This is a genomic window from Comamonas sp. GCA5 (genome assembly GCF_036541385.1).
GTDB classification, from domain to species: domain Bacteria; phylum Pseudomonadota; class Gammaproteobacteria; order Burkholderiales; family Burkholderiaceae_C; genus Comamonas; species Comamonas aquatica.
Genome location: NZ_JAZHFR010000002.1, coordinates 77,412 through 95,194, shown reverse-complemented (window position 1 = coordinate 95,194; position 17,783 = coordinate 77,412). Strand labels below are relative to the sequence as shown.

Below are 17,783 nucleotides of genomic sequence, written 5' to 3'. Positions count from 1 at the left end.
TCGCCCGCCCGCTTCGTGTGTCGCTTTCGACGGCACTGTCAGCAGTTCCTACAACCAAGCCCATCAGTACTTGCCGCGCAAGTTTTGGGATCTAGCAACCGACGGGATTCGACGGATATATATCTAATTAATAGCTTCCACGAGATGAATATAATCAGCGGTGATATTCGGTATTAATCAGCATGCTTCGGTATTGTTTGAATTGCTGATTCCGGTTACGCATTTATTACGCATATTGGTGTCAAGATATTGATTTTATTTGTGTGTAGATCCCGGCCCGGGGCACCACGAACATGCAAAGCTGTGCGGCAATCTGCACAGGCCAAACCAGCCAAGGCCCCAGTAGGGCCTTTTTTTGCGTCAACGGTCGCTGCAGACGCTTGTGTGCGTCCCCATTTCCCATTTTCCCTTCTCAATTTAGGGCTGCCTTCACAAATGGAGGCGAGAACCTGGTGTGTTTGAAGGAGGTGGCGCATCACCGAGTGATGCCGACACGCTGGCCGCATCGCCATGAGGCCTTGCTGCTTCCATGCGAGATGGGAACATTTTGCGTGTCACGGCATCTTTACCATGTGGTGGCTCGTGGTGTGCAGGTGGAAATTGCGGGCAATCTGCAGATCGCTCGGTGAGGGTGGGTAGGCGTGCGACAATCCTCAACAGATTATTTTGTGTGTCTGCGTCTTGCAGGCGCACGCTCGTGTGAAGAAAACAATGCCAAGCTATAACGCGCCCTTTGAAATCCATGTGCATGGACAGGTGCAACTGCGTGCAGATGTGACGTTTGATCAGTTGCAGGAAGCGCTCAAGCCGCTGTGGTCGTATGCCGGGGCACGCTCTTTGGCGGCTGGTGCGGCCAGTGCGTATGAAGAAGAGCCGGGCATTCAGTTCAACACCAAGGATGCGCTCTTGCAAATGTGCTGGACGGTGTCTGGTGACGAGGACTTCCGACAGTCCCTGGACGACGTGTGCATGGGACTGAACGAGTTGGCCGAAACGGGTGCGGCCATTGAAGTTACCTTCTACGATGCCGAGTTCGACGAGGAGGATGGCGACCGCTCCGACGAGGCCCGCGATGACTTCGTGATGCTGTTTGTGGGGCCCAATCCTGCTGCCATCATGAAAGTTCAGCGTGACATGTTGGTGCAGGACGTGATTCACACCATGGAGCGTCACTTCGATGCCTCCGAGCTGGTGGGTGTCGTGGCCGAAATCGACAAGCTGTTCATGCAGCGCTTCGACAGCCTGATCAGCTCGCTGGAAATCGGCAAGCTGCCCCCCCGCGGTGGCAACAACGGTCCCCGCAATGGCGGGGGCAGTGGTGGTCGTCGTCCACGCCATTTGCATTGACACTTTCTCTGATCCACCCAACCCGGCTGTGCCGGGTTTTTTCTTGAGGCACTTTGGTGGCATCTTCATTGCCCTATCTGCAGGTCTACCCTGCGGGGCTGCAGCAGCAGGTGGCCCAGTTGCTGGCTGTGCCGCAGGGCATTGAACAGTGGCTGCGGCGTCGCCATCCGCAGGCCCATGCATTGCGCTCGGACAAGGCGCTGTATGCCTATGTGGATGCGCTGAAGACCTCACGCCTGCGCAAGGCGGGCGTGCTGCACAGCGTGGCGTATGACAACAAGCTGCACGTGATGCGCAATGCCTTGGGCCTGCACACCCGCAAGGCGGTGGTGCAGGGCGGGCGCTTGAATACGCGGCACGAGATCCGGATCGCATCGCTGTTCAAGCAGATGCCCGAACCGTTCCTCAAAATGATCGTGGCCCATGAGCTGGCGCATTTGCGCGAACCGGATCACGACAAGAATTTTTATGCCTTGTGCTGCCACCTGGAGCCTGAGTACCACCAGCTGGAATTCGAGGTGCGGGTGTACCTGACGCACCTGGATGCCGGCGGTCCGCGCCTATGGGCGCCGCTGGAAGCCAGCCCCTGACCGCTCTGTCCGTCGACTGCCAGTCCGGCCTGCAAGGGCATGGGGTGCCTGTGCTGTTAGGGGCAAACGGCGTTCAAGGCGCCTGTGTGTTCGACGCTTGGGGTGTCATCCAGGGTTGGTAAGAACTCAGCAGCGCGTGAATCTGCGACGCTGGCAGGGGGCGGCTGAACAGGTAGCCCTGGGCCTCATCACAGCCTTGTTCGCGCAGGAACTCCAGCTGGGCCGCGGTTTCCACGCCTTCCGCTGTGGTCTGCATGCCCAGTGCCTGTGCCATGCGGATGATGGCGCTCACGATGGCGCGATCGTTGCTGTCATGGTCCAGGTCGTGCACGAACGACTGGTCGATCTTGAGCTTGTAGATCTGGAAGCGTTTGAGCTGGCTCAGTGATGAATAACCGGTACCGAAGTCGTCCATCGACAGCCAGACGCCGCGCTCCCGCAGGGCGTCCATGGTCTGGGTGGCCGCCTGGGGGTCGTGCACGGCAACGCCCTCGGTCAACTCCAACTCCAGGGCGGTGGCGGGAATGTCGGACTCCTGCAGGATACGCCCCACCAGCTCTGGCAACTGGGGCTGGTGGAACTGGATGGCCGACAGGTTGACCGCCACTTTCAGGTGCGGGAAGCCTGCCTGGTGCCAGGCTTGCAATTGCGCAATGGCATTCTTGAGGACCCATTCCCCGATCTGCAGAATCTGGCCACTGTCTTCGGCCACCGGAATGAATTCGGCTGGAGAGATGGCGCCCAGCTCGGCCTGTTGCCAGCGCAGCAGGGCTTCGACGCTGCGTATCTCCCCGGTGTGCAGGCAGATTTGTGGCTGGTAGTGCAGGGTGAACTCATTGCGCTCCAGCGCCCGGCGCATGGCGTTTTCCAGTTGCAGGGCGCGCACCGATTTGGCATGCATCTGCGGCGTGAAGAAGCGGTAGGTGTTGCGCCCCTCCAGTTTTGCGTGGTACATCGCGACATCGGCAGATTGCGTCAGGCTGTCGATGTCCTGTCCATCCTGCGGAAACAGCGCGATGCCCATGGAGGGGGCCATGCTGAGTTCGTGGTGGCCGATCTGGTAGGGCTGGCGCGAGGCTTCCTGCAACTTGCCGGCCACGCGGGCCGCGCCCTGGGCGTTGGCGCCGGGCAGCAGCAGCACGAACTCATCGCCGCCCAGGCGGGCCACGGTGTCTTTTTCGCGGACCACGGCCCGCAGGCGCTTGGCGATCTGCTCAAGCAGGGCGTCGCCCACCTTGTGGCCCAGCGAGTCGTTGACGTGCTTGAAGCGGTCTAGGTCCAGAAAGATCACTGCCAGAGGGCTGCTGTTGGCCTGGGCCGTAGCGATCGCGGCCTTGCTGCGCTCTGCCAGCAGCGCCCGGTTGGGCAGCCCGGTCAGCGGGTCGTAGTGCGCCATCCAGTGGATGCGCTCCTGCACCCGCTTGCGGTCTTCCACCTCCTGGTGCAAGGTCTGGATGGTGACGCTGAGTTCGTTGGTGCGTTCGTGCACCAGGCTTTCCAGCTCGGCCTGCGTCTGTGTGAGGATGGCCTGGATGTGCTTGCGTTCGGTGATGTCCACCAGGATCCAGACTTCGCCCTGGCTGTGGTCCAGCGGGTCCACCCAGCGGCTGCGTGCCTCGCATTCGATGAGCTGCCCCTGCTTGTGGCGCAGGGTGATTTCACCTTCGAAGTTGCCGTGGCTGCTGGCGGCCACCTCGCTCAAGACTTCCAGGGGCGAGGTGGCATGGCGCAGGGTCGCCGGCACATTCGCGAGCTGGATCAGCTCTTCGGCCTCGTAGCCCAGCATGCTGGCCAGGTGCGGGTTGCAGCGGCTGGGGGTGCCGCGGCGCCAGTACACGATGCCGACGGCCGCGGTCTCGAACAGTAACTGCTTCTCGCGCAGGGTGGCGGTCAGCAGGGCCTTGCGACGGCATTCTTCATCGATGTCGTCAATGATCCAGATGGAGCCTTCCTGCGGGGCCGTCGGGTTGATGAGGTGGCCGGTCAGGCTGGCCCAGAACAGGTGACCGCTGCGGCGTCGCAGCCGGCGTTCGGTCTTGAAGGTTTTTCCATCAATGAGGCTGTCTACGGCGGCACGCCCCAGGGCCTTGAAATCTTCCCGCGAGGCATGCAGGGTGGTGCTGCTGATGCCGATCGCCTGCTGCGAGTGCGCAAAGCCAAAAATCTTGGCGAAATGGTGGTTGCAACGGGCCACCACGCGGTGCTTGATGAAGGCAATGCCAACGCCCGCGCTGTCCAGCAAGGTCTGCTGCTCGCGCAATAAGCGCTCGAGATCGGCATGTGCGGTCGCAAGTCTGGAGCTTTGCTGGACCGCATCCAAGGTCAGTGACATGGCAGACGTAGAGAGGAGATGGAAAAAGAATCGACACAAATTATTGCAAATTGGCCGTGTGTGGTGTTTGCGCAAATGCAAACCTGGGGCCTGCAGCGTGGTTGTTCACGGCCCATGCATCAAAAAAGCCCCGCATGGCGGGGCTGGGCACGGGGCCAGATGGCAGCTTACATGCCCAGGGATTTGAGCAAGGCCTCGGTTTCCACGTCGGCGGTATCGGCGGCGGCGCTGCTGGCGGCGCGGCTGGGCTGTGCGGCCTGGGCAATGATGGCGTCGGGATCGACCACCTCGGCGGCATCAAAGTCGTGCAGCTTGATGAATTCGGTGCTGTCAACGGCCAGTTCCAGATAGAAGATGTTGTTGCTGGCGGTGTAGAAGGTGACGCGGCGGGCTTCCGGGTTGTCCAGATTGGCATCCACGCTCAGTTGCACCTGTTTGTTGAGCACCAGCATCTTGGGCTGGTTCTGCGTGATGTGGGTCTGCAGTTCGCGGCGCACCTTGCCCGTGAAGTCGCCCACCACCTGGTTCATCAGTTCGCCCATCACATTGCTGACTTCATCCGAGGTGTGGGAGCTGGCCAGATCGCTTTCCGACATGCCCATGTTCAGCAGGTAGCTGCGGTACAGCTCCATGGCGGCTGCGGCCGAGAAGTTGATGATCACCAGGCCGGAGAACCCCCCGTCAAACAGCACGAAGCAGCCGATATCGGGCTTGAGGTAGGTTTTCTTGATGCGTTGCACCATGCCGGAATACTGGATGTGGCAGGTGGTGGCGACGTTCAGGACGCGTGTGACGGAGTTGCACAGGCTGACCAGAAGTTCGTCAGTGCCTTGCACCAGGGAAGGGGTGTCGCTCATGGGGATGTGAAGGGAGGCTGGGTAACAGAGGGTGACCGATTATGGGCGCATTCTTCCCGGCTGCCCACACCCGCGGACGACGCAGGTGGGGTGCATCAAAAAAGGAGGCCGAAGCCTCCTGAAATCAGCGTGCTGCGGCACGGGCCTGTTGCAGCCAGCCGTCGAAGGTGGACTGGTGGGCCTTGATCCAGCCGTTGACATGGCGCTCGATGTCCGCGGGCTTGTTCTGGCCCTGGTTCATCATGTGGTTCTGGGCATTGATGTCGCCCACGGGCACTTGCATGACCTCGAACAGCTTGGCCGCGGCAGGATTCTGCTCGGCCCAGGCCTTGTTGGCCACGATGTGCTGCTTGTTCACCACGAAGCCGTAGTTCTTGCCGTTGGGCAGCTTGGTGTCCACGCCCTTTTGTGCGCCCGGGGCTGAGGAGAAGGGCACCTCCAGCCAGACCACGTCCTTGCCAGGTTGCAGCACGTTGCTGACCCAGTACGGGGTCCAGGCGTAGTACAGGATGGGGTGGCCGGCCTTGTAGCGCGTGATGGTGTTGGCGATCAGGGCCGAGTAGGTGCCCTGCTGGTGCGTGACCGTGTCGCGCAGCTTGTAGGCGTCGAGGTGGTGCTCAATCATGGCTTCGCAGCCCCAACCAGGGTTGCAGCCGGTCAGGTCGGCCTTGCCGTCACCGTCGGCATCGAACAGCTTGGCGATCTTGGGATCCTTGAGCTGTTCTACGTTGGTGATCTTGTAGGCGTCGGCAGTCTTCTTGTCGATCAGGTAGCCCTGGGCGGCATTGTCGGAGTACACGCCCTTGCGGTACAGCTTGGCATCGCCGCCGGCGTTCTTGTAGTAATCCGCGTGCAGGGGGTTCCAGTGCGAGGCGATGAAGGTGGCGTCACCATTGCCGATGGCCAGGTGGGCCGTGGGGTACTCGACTTCCTTGATCGGCTGCACGTCGTAGCCCAGCTGTTCCAGGGCTTTCACGACCAGCAGGGTCTGGAAGGTTTCTTCGGCGATGGAGCTCTTCAGGGGCTGCACCTTGACGCCTTGGCCCGGCCGTTCATTGGCCTGGACGCTCAGGCAGCTCAGGGCCAAGGTGCTGGCAGCGACAGCAGCCAGGGTGCGCGTGGCGTGGGTGATGGATGTCATGGTCTCGTCCTCCTGGTTGAAAAATAGGTCAAAAGTGCTGCTTGCGCTCATGGAATAAGCGCAGGCAGCTATCGTTTCAGGAATTTTTGCGGGGCTTGAGCAACCAGCCCAGCGGGCCGCGGTGCCACCAGCGCAGGCCGCCACGTTGGGGTTCGCCCATGGCCTGGGTGATGCGGTCCAGCACGATGGCCAGCAGCACGATGCCCAGGCCGCCGACGGTGGCCAGGCCCATGTCCAGGCGGCCGATGCCGCGCAGCACCATCTGGCCCAGACCGCCGACGGCGATCATGGAAGCGATCACCACCATCGACAGCGACAGCATCAGCGCCTGGTTGATGCCGGCCATGATGTTGGGCATGGCCAGCGGCAGTTGCACCTTCCACAGCAACTGCCAGGGCGAGGCACCGTAGGCGCGACTGGCCTCGATCAGGTCGGGGCGGACCTGGCGGATGCCCAGGTTGGTCAGGCGCACCAGCGGCGGCAGCGCGAAGATGATGGTCACGATGACCCCGGGCACGTTGCCGATGCCAAACAGCATCACCACCGGCACCAGGTAGACGAAGGCGGGTGTGGTCTGCATGGCGTCCAGCACCGGGCGCGTCCAGCGCTGGGCGCGGTCGCTGGCGGCAATCAGCACGCCCAGCGGCAGGCCAATCACGATGCAGAAGGCCAGCGAGGTCAGCACCAGCGACAGGGTGACCATGGCCTCGGGCCAGATGCCCAGGGCCGCAATCGCAATCAGCGACAGCGCGGTGCCGATCGCCAGGCCGCGCCCGGCAAACTGCCAGGCCACCAGGGCCACGAACAGGGTCAGCAGCGGCCAGGGCAGGGCCAGCATCAGTTGTTCCACCCCCGACAGGGTGGCATCGATCGGGGCGCGCACGGCCTGGAAGAAGGGGCGGAAGTTGTCCACCACCCAGCCCAGGCCCTGGTTGATCCAGGCCTCGATCGGCAGCCCATCGGTCTGCAGTTGCTCCCACAGGGACAGCGGTGCGTCGGGTGTGGCGCTGGCCGGGCTGGCCAGCCAGTCGGTGGCGGGCACAGCAGCATCGGGCGCAGCGGCTGCGGCGCCCCAGGGATCGGTGGCAGTGGCCGGGGTGCTGGCGGCCGACCAGGGATCGGCGGCGGGCGCGGCGCTGGTGCTCCAGGGATCCTGGGTGGCGGCGTTCTGGTTCACTTCACTCATGCTTGTTCTCCTTGTCGGTGGCGGGCGCGTCCGAATGCTCGTGCAGCATCGCGGGGGTGTCCGCCTCCCCCGTGGGGAACATGGGGTTGAGCGTGACGGGCGGCTGCACCGGTTGTGGCGGTGGCACCGGCGGGGTGTCGCGGTCCAGGAAGCGCATCATGGTGGTGCGGCTGATGACGCCCAGGAATTTGCGGTCCTCGCCCAGCACCGGCAGCGGGCAGGGCGCGGAGGCCATGGGGCCGAACAGGTCCGCCACCGGCGTCGCGGCATCGATCGGCACCACGTTGTCGATGAAGGCGTGCTGCAGGCCCAGCATGCCCTCGCGGCCATGCAGGGCGTCGCGCAGCGACTGGGCGGAGACCACCCCCAGCAGGCGCCGGCGGGCGTTGAGCACGTAGGCGTGGTCGCGGTCCGAGTCTTCGATCAGGCGCAGTGCCGCGCGGCACCCGCGATCGTTGTGTTCGGACACGATGGTCAGGGCCTGGCGCGCAATGTCCGACGCCTTGAACACGGCGGCGGCATCCACGCCCTTGATGAAGCTGCGCACGTAGTCGTTGGCCGGGCTGCGCAGGATTTCGTCGGGCGTGCCGACCTGGATGACCTGGCCGTCCTTCATGATGGCAATGCGGTCACCGATGCGCATGGCCTCATCCAGATCGTGCGAGATGAAGACGATGGTGCGGCGCTTGGATTCCTGCAGGCGCAGCAGCTCGGACTGCATCTCGGTGCGGATGATAGGGTCCAGGGCGGAGAACGCCTCGTCCATCAGTAGGATGCTGGGGTCGGAGGCCAGGGCGCGGGCCAGGCCCACGCGCTGCTGCATGCCGCCGGACAGCTCGTCCGGGTAGCTGGCACCCCAGGCACCCAGGCCGACTTGCTCCAGGGCTTCCTGGGCGGCTTTCTGGCGCGTGCCCTTGTCGACGCCGGCCATCTCCAGGCCGAAGGCCGTGTTGTCCAGCACGCTCATGTGCGGCATCAGGGCGAAGGACTGGAACACCATGGAGATGTCCTTGCGGCGCAGCGCGCGCAGGTCCTGGTCGTTCAGTCCGTTGATGTCCTGCCCGTCCACCACGATGCGGCCGCTGGTGGGCTCGATCAAACGGTTGAGCATGCGCACCAGGGTCGACTTGCCGGAGCCGGACAGGCCCATGACGACGAAGATCTCCCCGGCTTCGATGGTGAAGTCGGCGTCGAACACACCAATCGATTGACCGGTACGTTCGAGGATTTGTTGCTTGGAAAGCCCTTGGCGCACCAGCTCCAAGGCCTGTTTTGGCTGATCGCCAAAGACCTTGAAGACGTTTTCGATGCGAATTTGTTTGGCCACTGGTTGTTCTCCCTTGAATTGTTCTTGGGGGTTACACACAGTGCAGCCGCGTCACAAGCGAGGCTTGGACGGCCTACACGCGAAGCCGAAAGTCATGCCGACCGATGCACGGGCCGGGTTGCAGCAACCTGGCCGTCATGAGGGTTTTAGACTGGGCCCGAATGGCACGCTGAAAGGTGCGCAAGGGCCGCAAGAGAGGGCAGAGGCCGCGCACCGACAGGCGCGCCACATGATCCAAACATGTCCGTGCATCAGGGCCGAAAGTTCGGCGCTGTGGCAGTTGCACTGTTGCGGAAACAGGCAGCTGCCGGGTTAATCCGAGCCGTCAAGATTCGGATTACCTGCATGGCAGGTTGTTAATAAGCTGCTTATTCTAACTATTCGGCATATGGATGTCAAGAGTTTCCGCATGCTTTGGCGAAAGCCCTGGCGATATCCGCTGGCAATTGGTGGCAAGCGGCTGCGAGCCGGTGTCAAAAGCCGATAAAAGCAAAAAGCCCGGAGTTGAGGCTCCGGGCTTGGCAGGATTGAGGGGCAAATGCCTCAGTGGCTGGGGTGGTGGTTGCTGTGGATCAGCTTGTCGGTGTAGGCAATGGCCAAAGCGCTGAGCAGGAACACCGCATGGATGATGGTCTGCCACATCAGCACTTTGACATCGTAGTTGCCGGCGTTGATGAAGGTCTTGAGCAGGTGGATGGAGCTGATGCCGATGATGGACAGGGCCAGCTTGACTTTCAACACGGAGGCATTCACATGGTCCAGCCATTCCGGCTGGTCCGGGTGGCTGTCCAGGCCCAGGCGGCTCACAAAGGTTTCGTAGCCGCCGACGATCACCATGATCAGCAGGTTGGAGATCATGACCACATCAATCAGGGCCAGGACTACCAGCATGATGATGGTTTCGTTCAGGCCTGTCATGGGGGCCTCGGGCTTGTAGCCGATGTTGTGGATCAGGGCCTGCAGCGCCGTCTGGCTGCCAAAGGCGGCCTCAATCAGGTGCCACAACTCCAACAGGAAGTGCCAGACATACACGCCTTGGGCTGCGATCAGTCCAAGGTACAGGGGCAATTGCAGCCAGCGGCTGGCAAAGATCAGACTGGGCAGGGGGCGCATGGGCGAGTTGGGTGGGGTGGAGACAGGCGACTCAGAATAAGGGTCTAAGGAGGCCATGATGGTGGGTGGTTGAAAGGAAAGAAGACAAAAAAGGCGCCAACGCGCCGGGCAGGCATTGTATGTGCTGCCCCCAGGGGAAACCCTAGCTAAGCCATTATTTTTGCTTGACTAATCGACTGGGGGACGTCAGTGGTATGTAAGTGCTGAAACCGACATTTGCCCCAACAATCACCAGATAGCAAGGAGACAAAACCATGAATGCACCCAGCTCTGCGATCGAGTCCGTATTGGTGGAAAACCGCGTGTTTCCTCCTTCGGAGGCGGTTCAAAAGAATGCCCGTATCTCCGGCATGCCGGCCTATGAGGCCTTGTGTGCTGAGGCCCAGAAGGATTACGAGGGTTATTGGGCACGCCTGGCGCGTGAGAACGTGGTGTGGAGCAAACCTTTCACCCAGGTGCTCGACGAAAGCAACCCACCGTTCTATCGCTGGTTTGCCGATGGCGAACTGAATGCCAGCGCGAACTGCCTGGACAAGCACATGGGCACTGCGGTCGAGCACAAGACCGCCATCATTTTCGAGGCGGATGACGGCCAGGTCACCAAGGTCACCTACCGCGAACTGCTGCAGCGCGTGGCGCAATTCGCCAATGGACTCAAGTCACTGGGCATCCAGAAGGGCGACCGCGTCCTGATCTACATGCCCATGACGATCGAGGGCGTGGTGGCCATGCAGGCCTGTGCCCGCATCGGTGCGACGCACAGCGTGGTGTTCGGCGGCTTCTCGGCCAAGGCCGTCCAGGAACGGATTGTGGACGTCGGTGCGTCGGCCGTGATCACCTCCAACTTCCAGATGCGTGGTGGCAAAGAGCTGCCGCTCAAGGCGATTGTGGACGAAGCCCTGGCTATGGGCGGCTGCGAAGCCGTCAAGCATGTGCTGGTGTATGAGCGAACGGCGACGGCCTGCAAGATGGTGGCGGGCCGTGACATCACCTTCGCGGCCTTGCTGAATGGCCAAAGCACCGATTGTCCCCCTGTGGCCGTTGGGGCCGAGCACCCGCTGTTCATCCTCTACACCAGCGGCTCCACGGGCAAGCCCAAGGGCGTGCAGCACTCCACGGGTGGCTACATGTTGTGGGCACGCCAGACGGTGAACTGGACCTTCGACATGAAGGACAGCGATGTGTTCTGGTGCACGGCCGACATCGGCTGGATCACTGGACATACCTATGTGGCCTATGGACCTCTGGCGGCGGGTGCCACGCAGATCGTGTTCGAAGGCGTGCCCACCTTCCCGAACGCCGGCCGCTTCTGGCAGATGATTGAGCGCCATGGCTGCACGGTGTTCTACACCGCGCCTACGGCCATCCGTTCGCTGATCAAGGCCGCCGAGTCCGACGAGAAGGTGCACCCCAAGAACTGGAACCTGTCGTCGCTGCGCATCCTGGGTAGCGTGGGCGAACCCATCAACCCCGAAGCCTGGATGTGGTACTACAAGCACATCGGTGGCGAGCGCTGCCCGATCGTGGACACCTTCTGGCAGACCGAAAACGGCGGCCACATGATCACGCCACTGCCCGGTGCTACGCCGCTGGTGCCTGGCTCGTGCACGCTGCCGCTGCCCGGCATCACCGCTGCCATCGTTGATGAGTCCGGCAACGACATGCCCAACGGTGCCGGCGGCATCCTGGTGGTGAAGAAGCCCTGGCCGTCAATGATCCGCAACATCTGGGGCGACCCCGAGCGCTTCAAGAAGAGCTACTTCCCCGAAGAACTCAAGGGCTATTACCTGGCCGGCGATGGCGCGGTACGCAGCGAAGACCGAGGCTACTTCCGCATCACCGGCCGTATCGACGACGTGTTGAACGTCTCTGGCCACCGCATGGGGACCATGGAGATCGAATCTGCCTTGGTGGCAAAAACCGATCTGGTGGCTGAAGCCGCAGTGGTGGGGCGTCCCGATGATTTGACCGGGGAAGCCATCTGCGCCTTCGTGGTGCTCAAGCGCCCCGTGCCCACCGGCGAGGAAGCCAAGGCCCTGGCCAACGAGCTGCGCAACTGGGTGGCCAAGGAAATCGGCCCCATCGCCAAACCCAAGGACATCCGCTTTGGCGAGAACCTGCCCAAGACCCGCAGCGGCAAGATCATGCGCCGACTGTTGCGCTCGATCGCCAAGGGCGAGTCGATCACCCAGGACACCAGTACGCTGGAAAATCCCGCCATCCTGGAGCAGCTGGCCAAGACCAACTGAGAGATGGGCCGGGCTTGCTGCCCGGTGGGTGCTGTGCGCCTGCCAGCCACCTTCGGGTGGCTTTTTTATGCCGGCGTGTAGGAGCAGGGCTGAGCCTGAATGTGCCGCACGCTGGCGAACGGGTGCGACCAGTTGCGGTACAAACACAGGCAAAACAGCGCAAAGGTAACCACCATGAAATCTCGCATTGCACTGCTGACCTTGATCATTTTGATCATCGGCTTTCTGGGCTTCTTCAACTTTTCGTACCTGGCACAAACGGTGCCCACATCCCTGGGCTTCACCACGGTGGACATCCCCTTGGGCTTGATCCTGGTGGGTTTGACGGCCCTGATGGCCATCGTCTTCATTGCGTATGTGATCGCAATGCAGGGGGCCTGGTTGCTGGAGGCACGCGCGCACGCCAAGGAAATGCACGCCCAGCGTGAGCTGGCCGACAAGGCGGAAGCCTCACGGTTCACCGAGCTGCGGGCGGCGATAGAGAGTCTGCACCAGGAGGAAGAGCGGCGCTTGATGGACCGCATCGACACGCTGGAGGCCCACCTGCAGGCCCGTGCGCAGGAAAGCGACAACAGCACGGCGGCCTACGTGGGCCAGTTGGAACAGCAGTTGCGCCACACGGTAACTGCGCCAGCGCCGCAAGCGCCCAGGCTTTGAATCTCGGGCAGTGGCGGTTGGAGCGACGGACCAAGGCCCCACCAACAAGACCGTGAATGAAAAACAGGCTTCCGTCGGGAAGCCTGTGGTCGTGCCGTGGAGGGCGTTTATTCGCCCAGGTAGGCGGCGCGCACCTTGGGGTCGTGCAGCAGATCGTGCGCCGGTCCCTGCAGTGTGAGCTCCCCCGACTCCAGCACATAGCCGCGCTGGCTCACTTCCAGCGCCAAGCGGGCGTTTTGCTCAATCAGCAAGATGGTCACGCCGCGTTGCGAAATGTCGGCAATCACCTCGAAGATCTTGTCCACCATGATCGGTGCCAGGCCCATGGTCGGCTCGTCCAGCAACAGCAGTTTGGGTTGGGACAGGATGGCCCGGCCCATGGCCAGCATCTGCTGCTCGCCGCCCGAGAGGGTACCCGCGGTTTGCTTGCGGCGTTCGGCCAGGCGCGGAAAGCGTGTGAAGACACCTTCCAGGTCCTGGGCCACACCGTCCTTGTCCGTGCGGGTGTAGGCCCCCATGTACAGGTTTTCTTCGATCGTCAGCTGCGGGAAGATGCCGCGCCCTTCGGGCACCATGACCAGGCCTTGGCGCACCATGCTGTGCACGGGCTGGCCCGCCAGGCTTTGGCCCTGGTAATGGATGCTGCCAGCCGCCAGCGGGACTAGCCCGCAGATGGCGCGCAGCGTGGTGCTTTTGCCGGCGCCGTTGGCGCCGATCAGGGCCACCAGCTCGCCAGGGTGGACATGCAGATTCAGCTGGCGCACGGCGCGGATGCCGCCGTAGGCAACATCAATGCCGCGCACATCCAGCAAAGGGGTCGAGGATGTGGCTTCAATCATGGGTGGACGGGTTCTGTGGGGTGGCTGGGGGATGCAGCAGCGGATCCTGTGCGGCGCCCTTGCCCAGGTAGGCTTCGATCACGCGTGGATCGTGCTGCACGTCGTGGGGCTGTCCATAGGACAGGACCTGGCCGTATTCCAGCACCAGCACGCGGTCGCACATGTTCATGACTAGCTTCATGTCGTGCTCGATCAGCAGCACGGTGATGCCGTCATCACGGATCTTCTCGATCAGCGCGCGCAGCACCACGGTTTCCGACGGGTTCATGCCGGCTGCAGGCTCGTCCAGTGCCAGCAGCGAGGGGCCGGTGGCCAGGGCGCGGGCAATTTCCAGGCGGCGTTGGTCGCCGTACGACAGCGAAGACGCCACTTCGTTGGCCACATGGCCAATTCCCACGTAGTTCAGCAGTTCCAGGGCGCGCGCTTCCGTGCGTGCCTCTTCGGCGCGGGTGGCCTGGTTGCGCGTGACCGCGCCCCACAGGCCGGCCTTGGTGCGCAGGTGCTGGCCGATCATCACGTTCTCCAGCGCCGTGAGCGAGGCGAACAGACGGATGTTCTGGAAGGTCCGCGCCATGCCTTGCGCGGCAATCTGGTAAGGCTTGAGGCGGGTGAGCTCGACGCCGTTGAACAGGCAACTGCCCGACTCCGGGATGTAGAGCGCCGTCATCACGTTGAACAGCGTGGTCTTGCCGGCACCGTTCGGGCCGATCAGGCCGAAGATTTCACCCTTACGGATCTCGAAGCTCACGTCCTTGAGGGCCTGCAGGCCGCCAAAGCGTTTGCTCAGCCCCTTGGCGACGAGCAAGGGCTCTAGCGGGGTTGTGCTGGAAGTGGGTGGCACTGCACTCATGCTTTCTGCTCCTTGCCACGGTTGAGTTCACGTTTGCGCACCTGCGAGGGCCACAGCCCTTCGGGGCGGAAAATCATCACGGCCACCAGCGCGATACCGAACAGCAGCATGCGGATCGCATCGGGATCCACGAGCACATCGCCAAACAGGGTCTGCTGAATCGGCACCACCACATTGCGCAGGATTTCGGGAAAGATCGACAGCAGCAGGGCGCCGGCGACCACGCCCGGCACATGGCCCATGCCGCCCAGCACCACCATGCACAAGATGGCGATGGATTCGCTCAGGCCGAAGCTCTCGGGACTGACAAAACCCTGCATCGAGGCAAACAGGCAGCCGGCCACACCGCCAAAGCTGGCACCCATGCCAAACGCCATGAGCTTGATGTTGCGGGTGTTGATGCCCATCGCCTTGGCGGCGATTTCGTCTTCGCGCACGGCTTCCCAGGCGCGGCCAACGCGCGAGTTCTGCAGGCGGATGCACACGAAGATGATCAGAATCACCAGCGCCATCAGCAGGTAATAGTACTTCTCGGGGCCGGTGATGCGGAACCCGAGGATGGTCTCCGGACGGCCCAACGCCCATTCACCCACCTTGATGGTGTCGATGCGGTTGATGCCTTGCGGGCCGTTGGTGATGTTGACCGGCGCATCCAGGTTGTTCATGAAGATGCGGATGATTTCACCGAACCCCAGCGTCACGATGGCCAGGTAGTCCCCGCGCAGCTTGAGCACGGGAAAGCCTAGCGCGATGCCCGCCATCGCTGCCAGCGCCACACCGATCGGCAGGACCACCCAGAAGGGCAGGTGCAAATCGAAGTGGGGCGAGGCCAGCAGGGCCCAGGCATAGGCGCCCACGGCGTAGAAGGCGATGTAGCCCAGGTCGAGCAGGCCGGCAAAACCCACCACGATGTTCAGGCCCAGGGCCAGCATCACATACAGCAGGGCAAAGTTCAGGATGCGGATCCAGCCCTGGCCGGCGGTCGCGCCCAGCAAGAAGGGCAGGATCAGCAGCACGGCACCGATGGCGAATGCCCCCAGCCAGACTTTGACCGGCGTGCGGTCTTTGGAAGCAAGTGTGTGGTTCATGCGCGGTCTCCCGAACGTTCGCCCAGCAGGCCCGAGGGACGGAAGATCAGCACCACGACCAGCACGATGAAGCTGAAGACGTCCTGGTAGTGACTGCCGAAGACGCCATTGGTCAGGCTGCCGACATAGCCGGAGCCCAGGGCCTCGATCAGGCCCAGCAGCAGGCCGCCCAGCATGGCGCCGCCCAGGTTGCCAATGCCGCCCAGCACCGCGGCCGTGAAGGCCTTGAGGCCCAGCATGAAGCCCATGGTGTACTGTGCCACGCCGTAATAGCTGGTGATCATCACGCCGGCGATGGCGGCCAGGGCCGAGCCGATCAGGAAGGCGGCCGAGATGACGGTGTTGATGTTCACGCCCATCAGGCCTGCGACTTCACGGTTCTGTGCCGTGGCGCGCATGGACATGCCCAGGCGGGTCTTGTGCACCAGCAGTAGCAAGGCCACCATGATCAGGGCCGAGCCCAGCATGATGGCGATCTGCAGCATGCTCAGTCGCGCATCACCGAGCTGCAGCACGCTGGGCTCGATGATGTGTGGGAAGTTCAGATAGTTGCGGCCCCAGAACATCATGGCCACGTTCTGGATGATGATGGACACGCCGATCGCCGTGATCAGTGCGGCCAGGCGGGGTGCGCGGCGCAGTGGGCGGTAGGCGATACGTTCGGCCGTCCAGCCCAGGGCCATGCACACGGGAATGGACACCACCAGGGCAGCGCCCACGGCCACGAACACAGAGACGTCACCATAGTGGCCGACCAGTGCCAGCACGACGCTGGTGGCGATCATGGCGCCGACCATGACCACGTCGCCATGGGCGAAGTTGATCAGGCCGATGATGCCGTAGACCATGGTGTAGCCCAACGCGACCAGCGCATACACGCTGCCCGCCGTCAGGCCGTTGATGATTTGTTGCAGAAAAATATCCATGACAGGCGCGCCTTGGGCGTGGTCAGTCGGAAAAAATGGCCTTGCCGCGGGGCAAGACCGAGGTCAGCAGCGGGGCTGCTTGGGGGGAGGGCGCTGTCACCCCGAGTGGGTTGCAGCGCCCTTGGCGCTTACTTGGCCGAATCAACGATGGTCTTCACTTCTTCCCACTTACCGCCCTTGACGGTGTAGATGGTCACGGCCACTTCGTTCAGGTCGCCATTCTTGTCGTAGGCGATGTTGGCGCTGGTGGCGCCGCTGCGCTTCAGGCTTGCCAGCTTGGGCAGGTACTTGGCTGCCTTGGCGGAGCCAGCCTGTTCCATCGCGGTGATCATGTTCCAGGCACCGTCGTACGCATAGGGGGCATAGACGCCGGGGTCGGCCTTGAAGCGGGCCTTGTAGGCCGCGGCGAACTTTTCGCCCTGGGCCATGGTCTTCAGGGGAACGCCGGCCAGCGAGGCGTAGGTGCCATTGCCGGCTTCACCGGCCAGCTTCAGGAAGGTGTCGCTGCGGGTCATTTCGCCAGACACCAGGGGCTGCTTCAGCCCCAGTGTCGCCATCTGGCGGCGCATCGGGCCGGACTGCGCGTCCAGGCCGCCGAAGAAGATGGCGTCGGCGCCCTTGGCCTTGATGCTGGTCAGGATGGCGGTGAAATCGCTGGCCTTGTCGGTGGTGTACTCGCGCGCCACCACGGTGCCGCCGGCACGCTTGACGGCCTGGATCACCTGGTCGGCCAGGCCTTGGCCATAGGCGGTACGGTCGTCGATGATCGCCACTTTCTTGGCGTTCAGGTCCTTCACCATGAAGACGCCCACGGCTGCACCTTGCTGGGTGTCGCTGGTCATCATGCGGAAGGTGTTGTCATAGCCTTGCAGGGTGTACTCGGGCGACGTGGCCATGGCGATCTGTGGGATGCCGGCTTCGTTGTACACGCGGGATGCGGGGATGGTCGTGCCCGAGTTGAAGTGGCCCAGCATGCCTTGCACCTTGTCGTCGGCAATCTGCTGCGCCACCTGGACGGCGGTGCGCGGGTCGGCCTGGTCGTCCTTGGAGACCAGCACGAACTTGGCCTTGTCGCCGTCCAGCTTGATGCCCTTGGCGTTGGCTTCTTCCAGCGCCAGCAACAGGCCGTTGCGCATGTCTTCGCCGTAATGGGCCTGGGGGCCGGTCAGCGGGGCGGCGAAGCCCAGTCGCACGGTGGTGTCTGCGTGGGCGGCGCTCATCAAGCCGCCGAAAGCGCAGGCCAGGGCCATGGTGCTGGCCACGGTCTTGAAGGATGGAGAA

Annotated in this window: 15 protein-coding genes; 4 read left to right on the top strand and 11 right to left on the bottom strand. The window is 62.7% G+C overall.

The window, feature by feature from the left end; all coding sequences use genetic code 11:
* Positions 1-711 precede the first annotated feature (711 nt).
* Complete coding sequence (locus tag SJH88_RS01070; RefSeq protein ID WP_274753366.1) at positions 712-1,347, top strand: DUF6806 family protein; 636 nt, start codon at positions 712-714, stop codon at positions 1,345-1,347.
* Between the two features lie 56 nt (positions 1,348-1,403).
* Positions 1,404-1,937 carry a YgjP-like metallopeptidase domain-containing protein gene (locus SJH88_RS01065; RefSeq protein WP_274753365.1) on the top strand — a complete coding sequence of 178 codons (534 nt, stop codon included), beginning with the start codon at positions 1,404-1,406 and terminating at the stop codon, positions 1,935-1,937.
* Positions 1,938-2,010: 73 nt separating this feature from the next.
* On the opposite strand, the gene SJH88_RS01060 is transcribed toward SJH88_RS01065, so the two are convergent.
* From SJH88_RS01060 to SJH88_RS01035, 6 genes are all read right to left on the bottom strand, one after another.
* A complete protein-coding gene (locus SJH88_RS01060) occupies positions 2,011-4,269 on the bottom strand; it encodes a sensor domain-containing protein (protein WP_274753364.1) in 2,259 nt (752 codons plus the stop codon).
* 167 nt (positions 4,270-4,436) lie between these two features.
* Positions 4,437-5,126 (bottom strand): DUF3334 family protein, encoded by a 690-nt coding sequence (locus tag SJH88_RS01055; protein WP_043387255.1) that lies wholly within the window; start codon positions 5,124-5,126, stop codon positions 4,437-4,439.
* A 124-nt stretch (positions 5,127-5,250) separates the two neighbouring features.
* A complete protein-coding gene (gene proX / locus SJH88_RS01050; protein WP_210929064.1) occupies positions 5,251-6,267 on the bottom strand; it encodes a glycine betaine/L-proline ABC transporter substrate-binding protein ProX in 1,017 nt (338 codons plus the stop codon).
* Positions 6,268-6,343: 76 nt separating this feature from the next.
* Complete coding sequence (proW, locus tag SJH88_RS01045) at positions 6,344-7,453, bottom strand: glycine betaine/L-proline ABC transporter permease ProW (RefSeq protein WP_274753363.1); 1,110 nt, start codon at positions 7,451-7,453, stop codon at positions 6,344-6,346.
* A complete protein-coding gene (gene proV / locus SJH88_RS01040; protein ID WP_274753362.1) occupies positions 7,446-8,780 on the bottom strand; it encodes a glycine betaine/L-proline ABC transporter ATP-binding protein ProV in 1,335 nt (444 codons plus the stop codon). Before proV ends, proW begins: the two co-directional genes overlap by 8 nt.
* Before the next feature lie 543 nt (positions 8,781-9,323).
* Complete coding sequence (locus SJH88_RS01035) at positions 9,324-9,950, bottom strand: TIGR00645 family protein (RefSeq protein ID WP_274753361.1); 627 nt, start codon at positions 9,948-9,950, stop codon at positions 9,324-9,326.
* Between the two features lie 197 nt (positions 9,951-10,147).
* Between SJH88_RS01035 and acs the strand changes: the two genes are divergently transcribed.
* Both acs and SJH88_RS01025 read left to right on the top strand, forming a co-directional pair.
* Positions 10,148-12,142 (top strand): acetate--CoA ligase, encoded by a 1,995-nt coding sequence (acs, locus tag SJH88_RS01030; protein WP_274753360.1) that lies wholly within the window; start codon positions 10,148-10,150, stop codon positions 12,140-12,142.
* Positions 12,143-12,316: 174 nt separating this feature from the next.
* Positions 12,317-12,799 carry a LapA family protein gene (locus SJH88_RS01025; RefSeq protein ID WP_274753359.1) on the top strand — a complete coding sequence of 161 codons (483 nt, stop codon included), beginning with the start codon at positions 12,317-12,319 and terminating at the stop codon, positions 12,797-12,799.
* A 107-nt stretch (positions 12,800-12,906) separates the two neighbouring features.
* Here SJH88_RS01025 and SJH88_RS01020 read toward each other — a convergent pair whose 3' ends face one another.
* The 5 genes from SJH88_RS01020 to SJH88_RS01000 form a co-directional block, all read right to left on the bottom strand.
* Positions 12,907-13,638, bottom strand: a complete 732-nt coding sequence (locus tag SJH88_RS01020; protein WP_274753358.1) for an ABC transporter ATP-binding protein — start codon at positions 13,636-13,638, stop codon at positions 12,907-12,909.
* The gene (locus SJH88_RS01015; RefSeq protein WP_274753357.1) at positions 13,631-14,488 is read right to left on the bottom strand and encodes an ABC transporter ATP-binding protein; all 858 of its coding nucleotides are present in this window, start codon (positions 14,486-14,488) and stop codon (positions 13,631-13,633) included. Before SJH88_RS01015 ends, SJH88_RS01020 begins: the two co-directional genes overlap by 8 nt.
* Positions 14,485-15,576, bottom strand: a complete 1,092-nt coding sequence (locus tag SJH88_RS01010) for an ABC transporter permease subunit (RefSeq protein WP_274753356.1) — start codon at positions 15,574-15,576, stop codon at positions 14,485-14,487. Before SJH88_RS01010 ends, SJH88_RS01015 begins: the two co-directional genes overlap by 4 nt.
* A complete protein-coding gene (locus SJH88_RS01005) occupies positions 15,573-16,502 on the bottom strand; it encodes a branched-chain amino acid ABC transporter permease (RefSeq protein ID WP_274753355.1) in 930 nt (309 codons plus the stop codon). The genes SJH88_RS01010 and SJH88_RS01005 overlap by 4 nt, the downstream gene beginning before the upstream one ends.
* Before the next feature lie 128 nt (positions 16,503-16,630).
* Positions 16,631-17,752 carry a branched-chain amino acid ABC transporter substrate-binding protein gene (locus tag SJH88_RS01000; protein ID WP_154163414.1) on the bottom strand — a complete coding sequence of 374 codons (1,122 nt, stop codon included), beginning with the start codon at positions 17,750-17,752 and terminating at the stop codon, positions 16,631-16,633.
* Positions 17,753-17,783 lie beyond the last annotated feature (31 nt).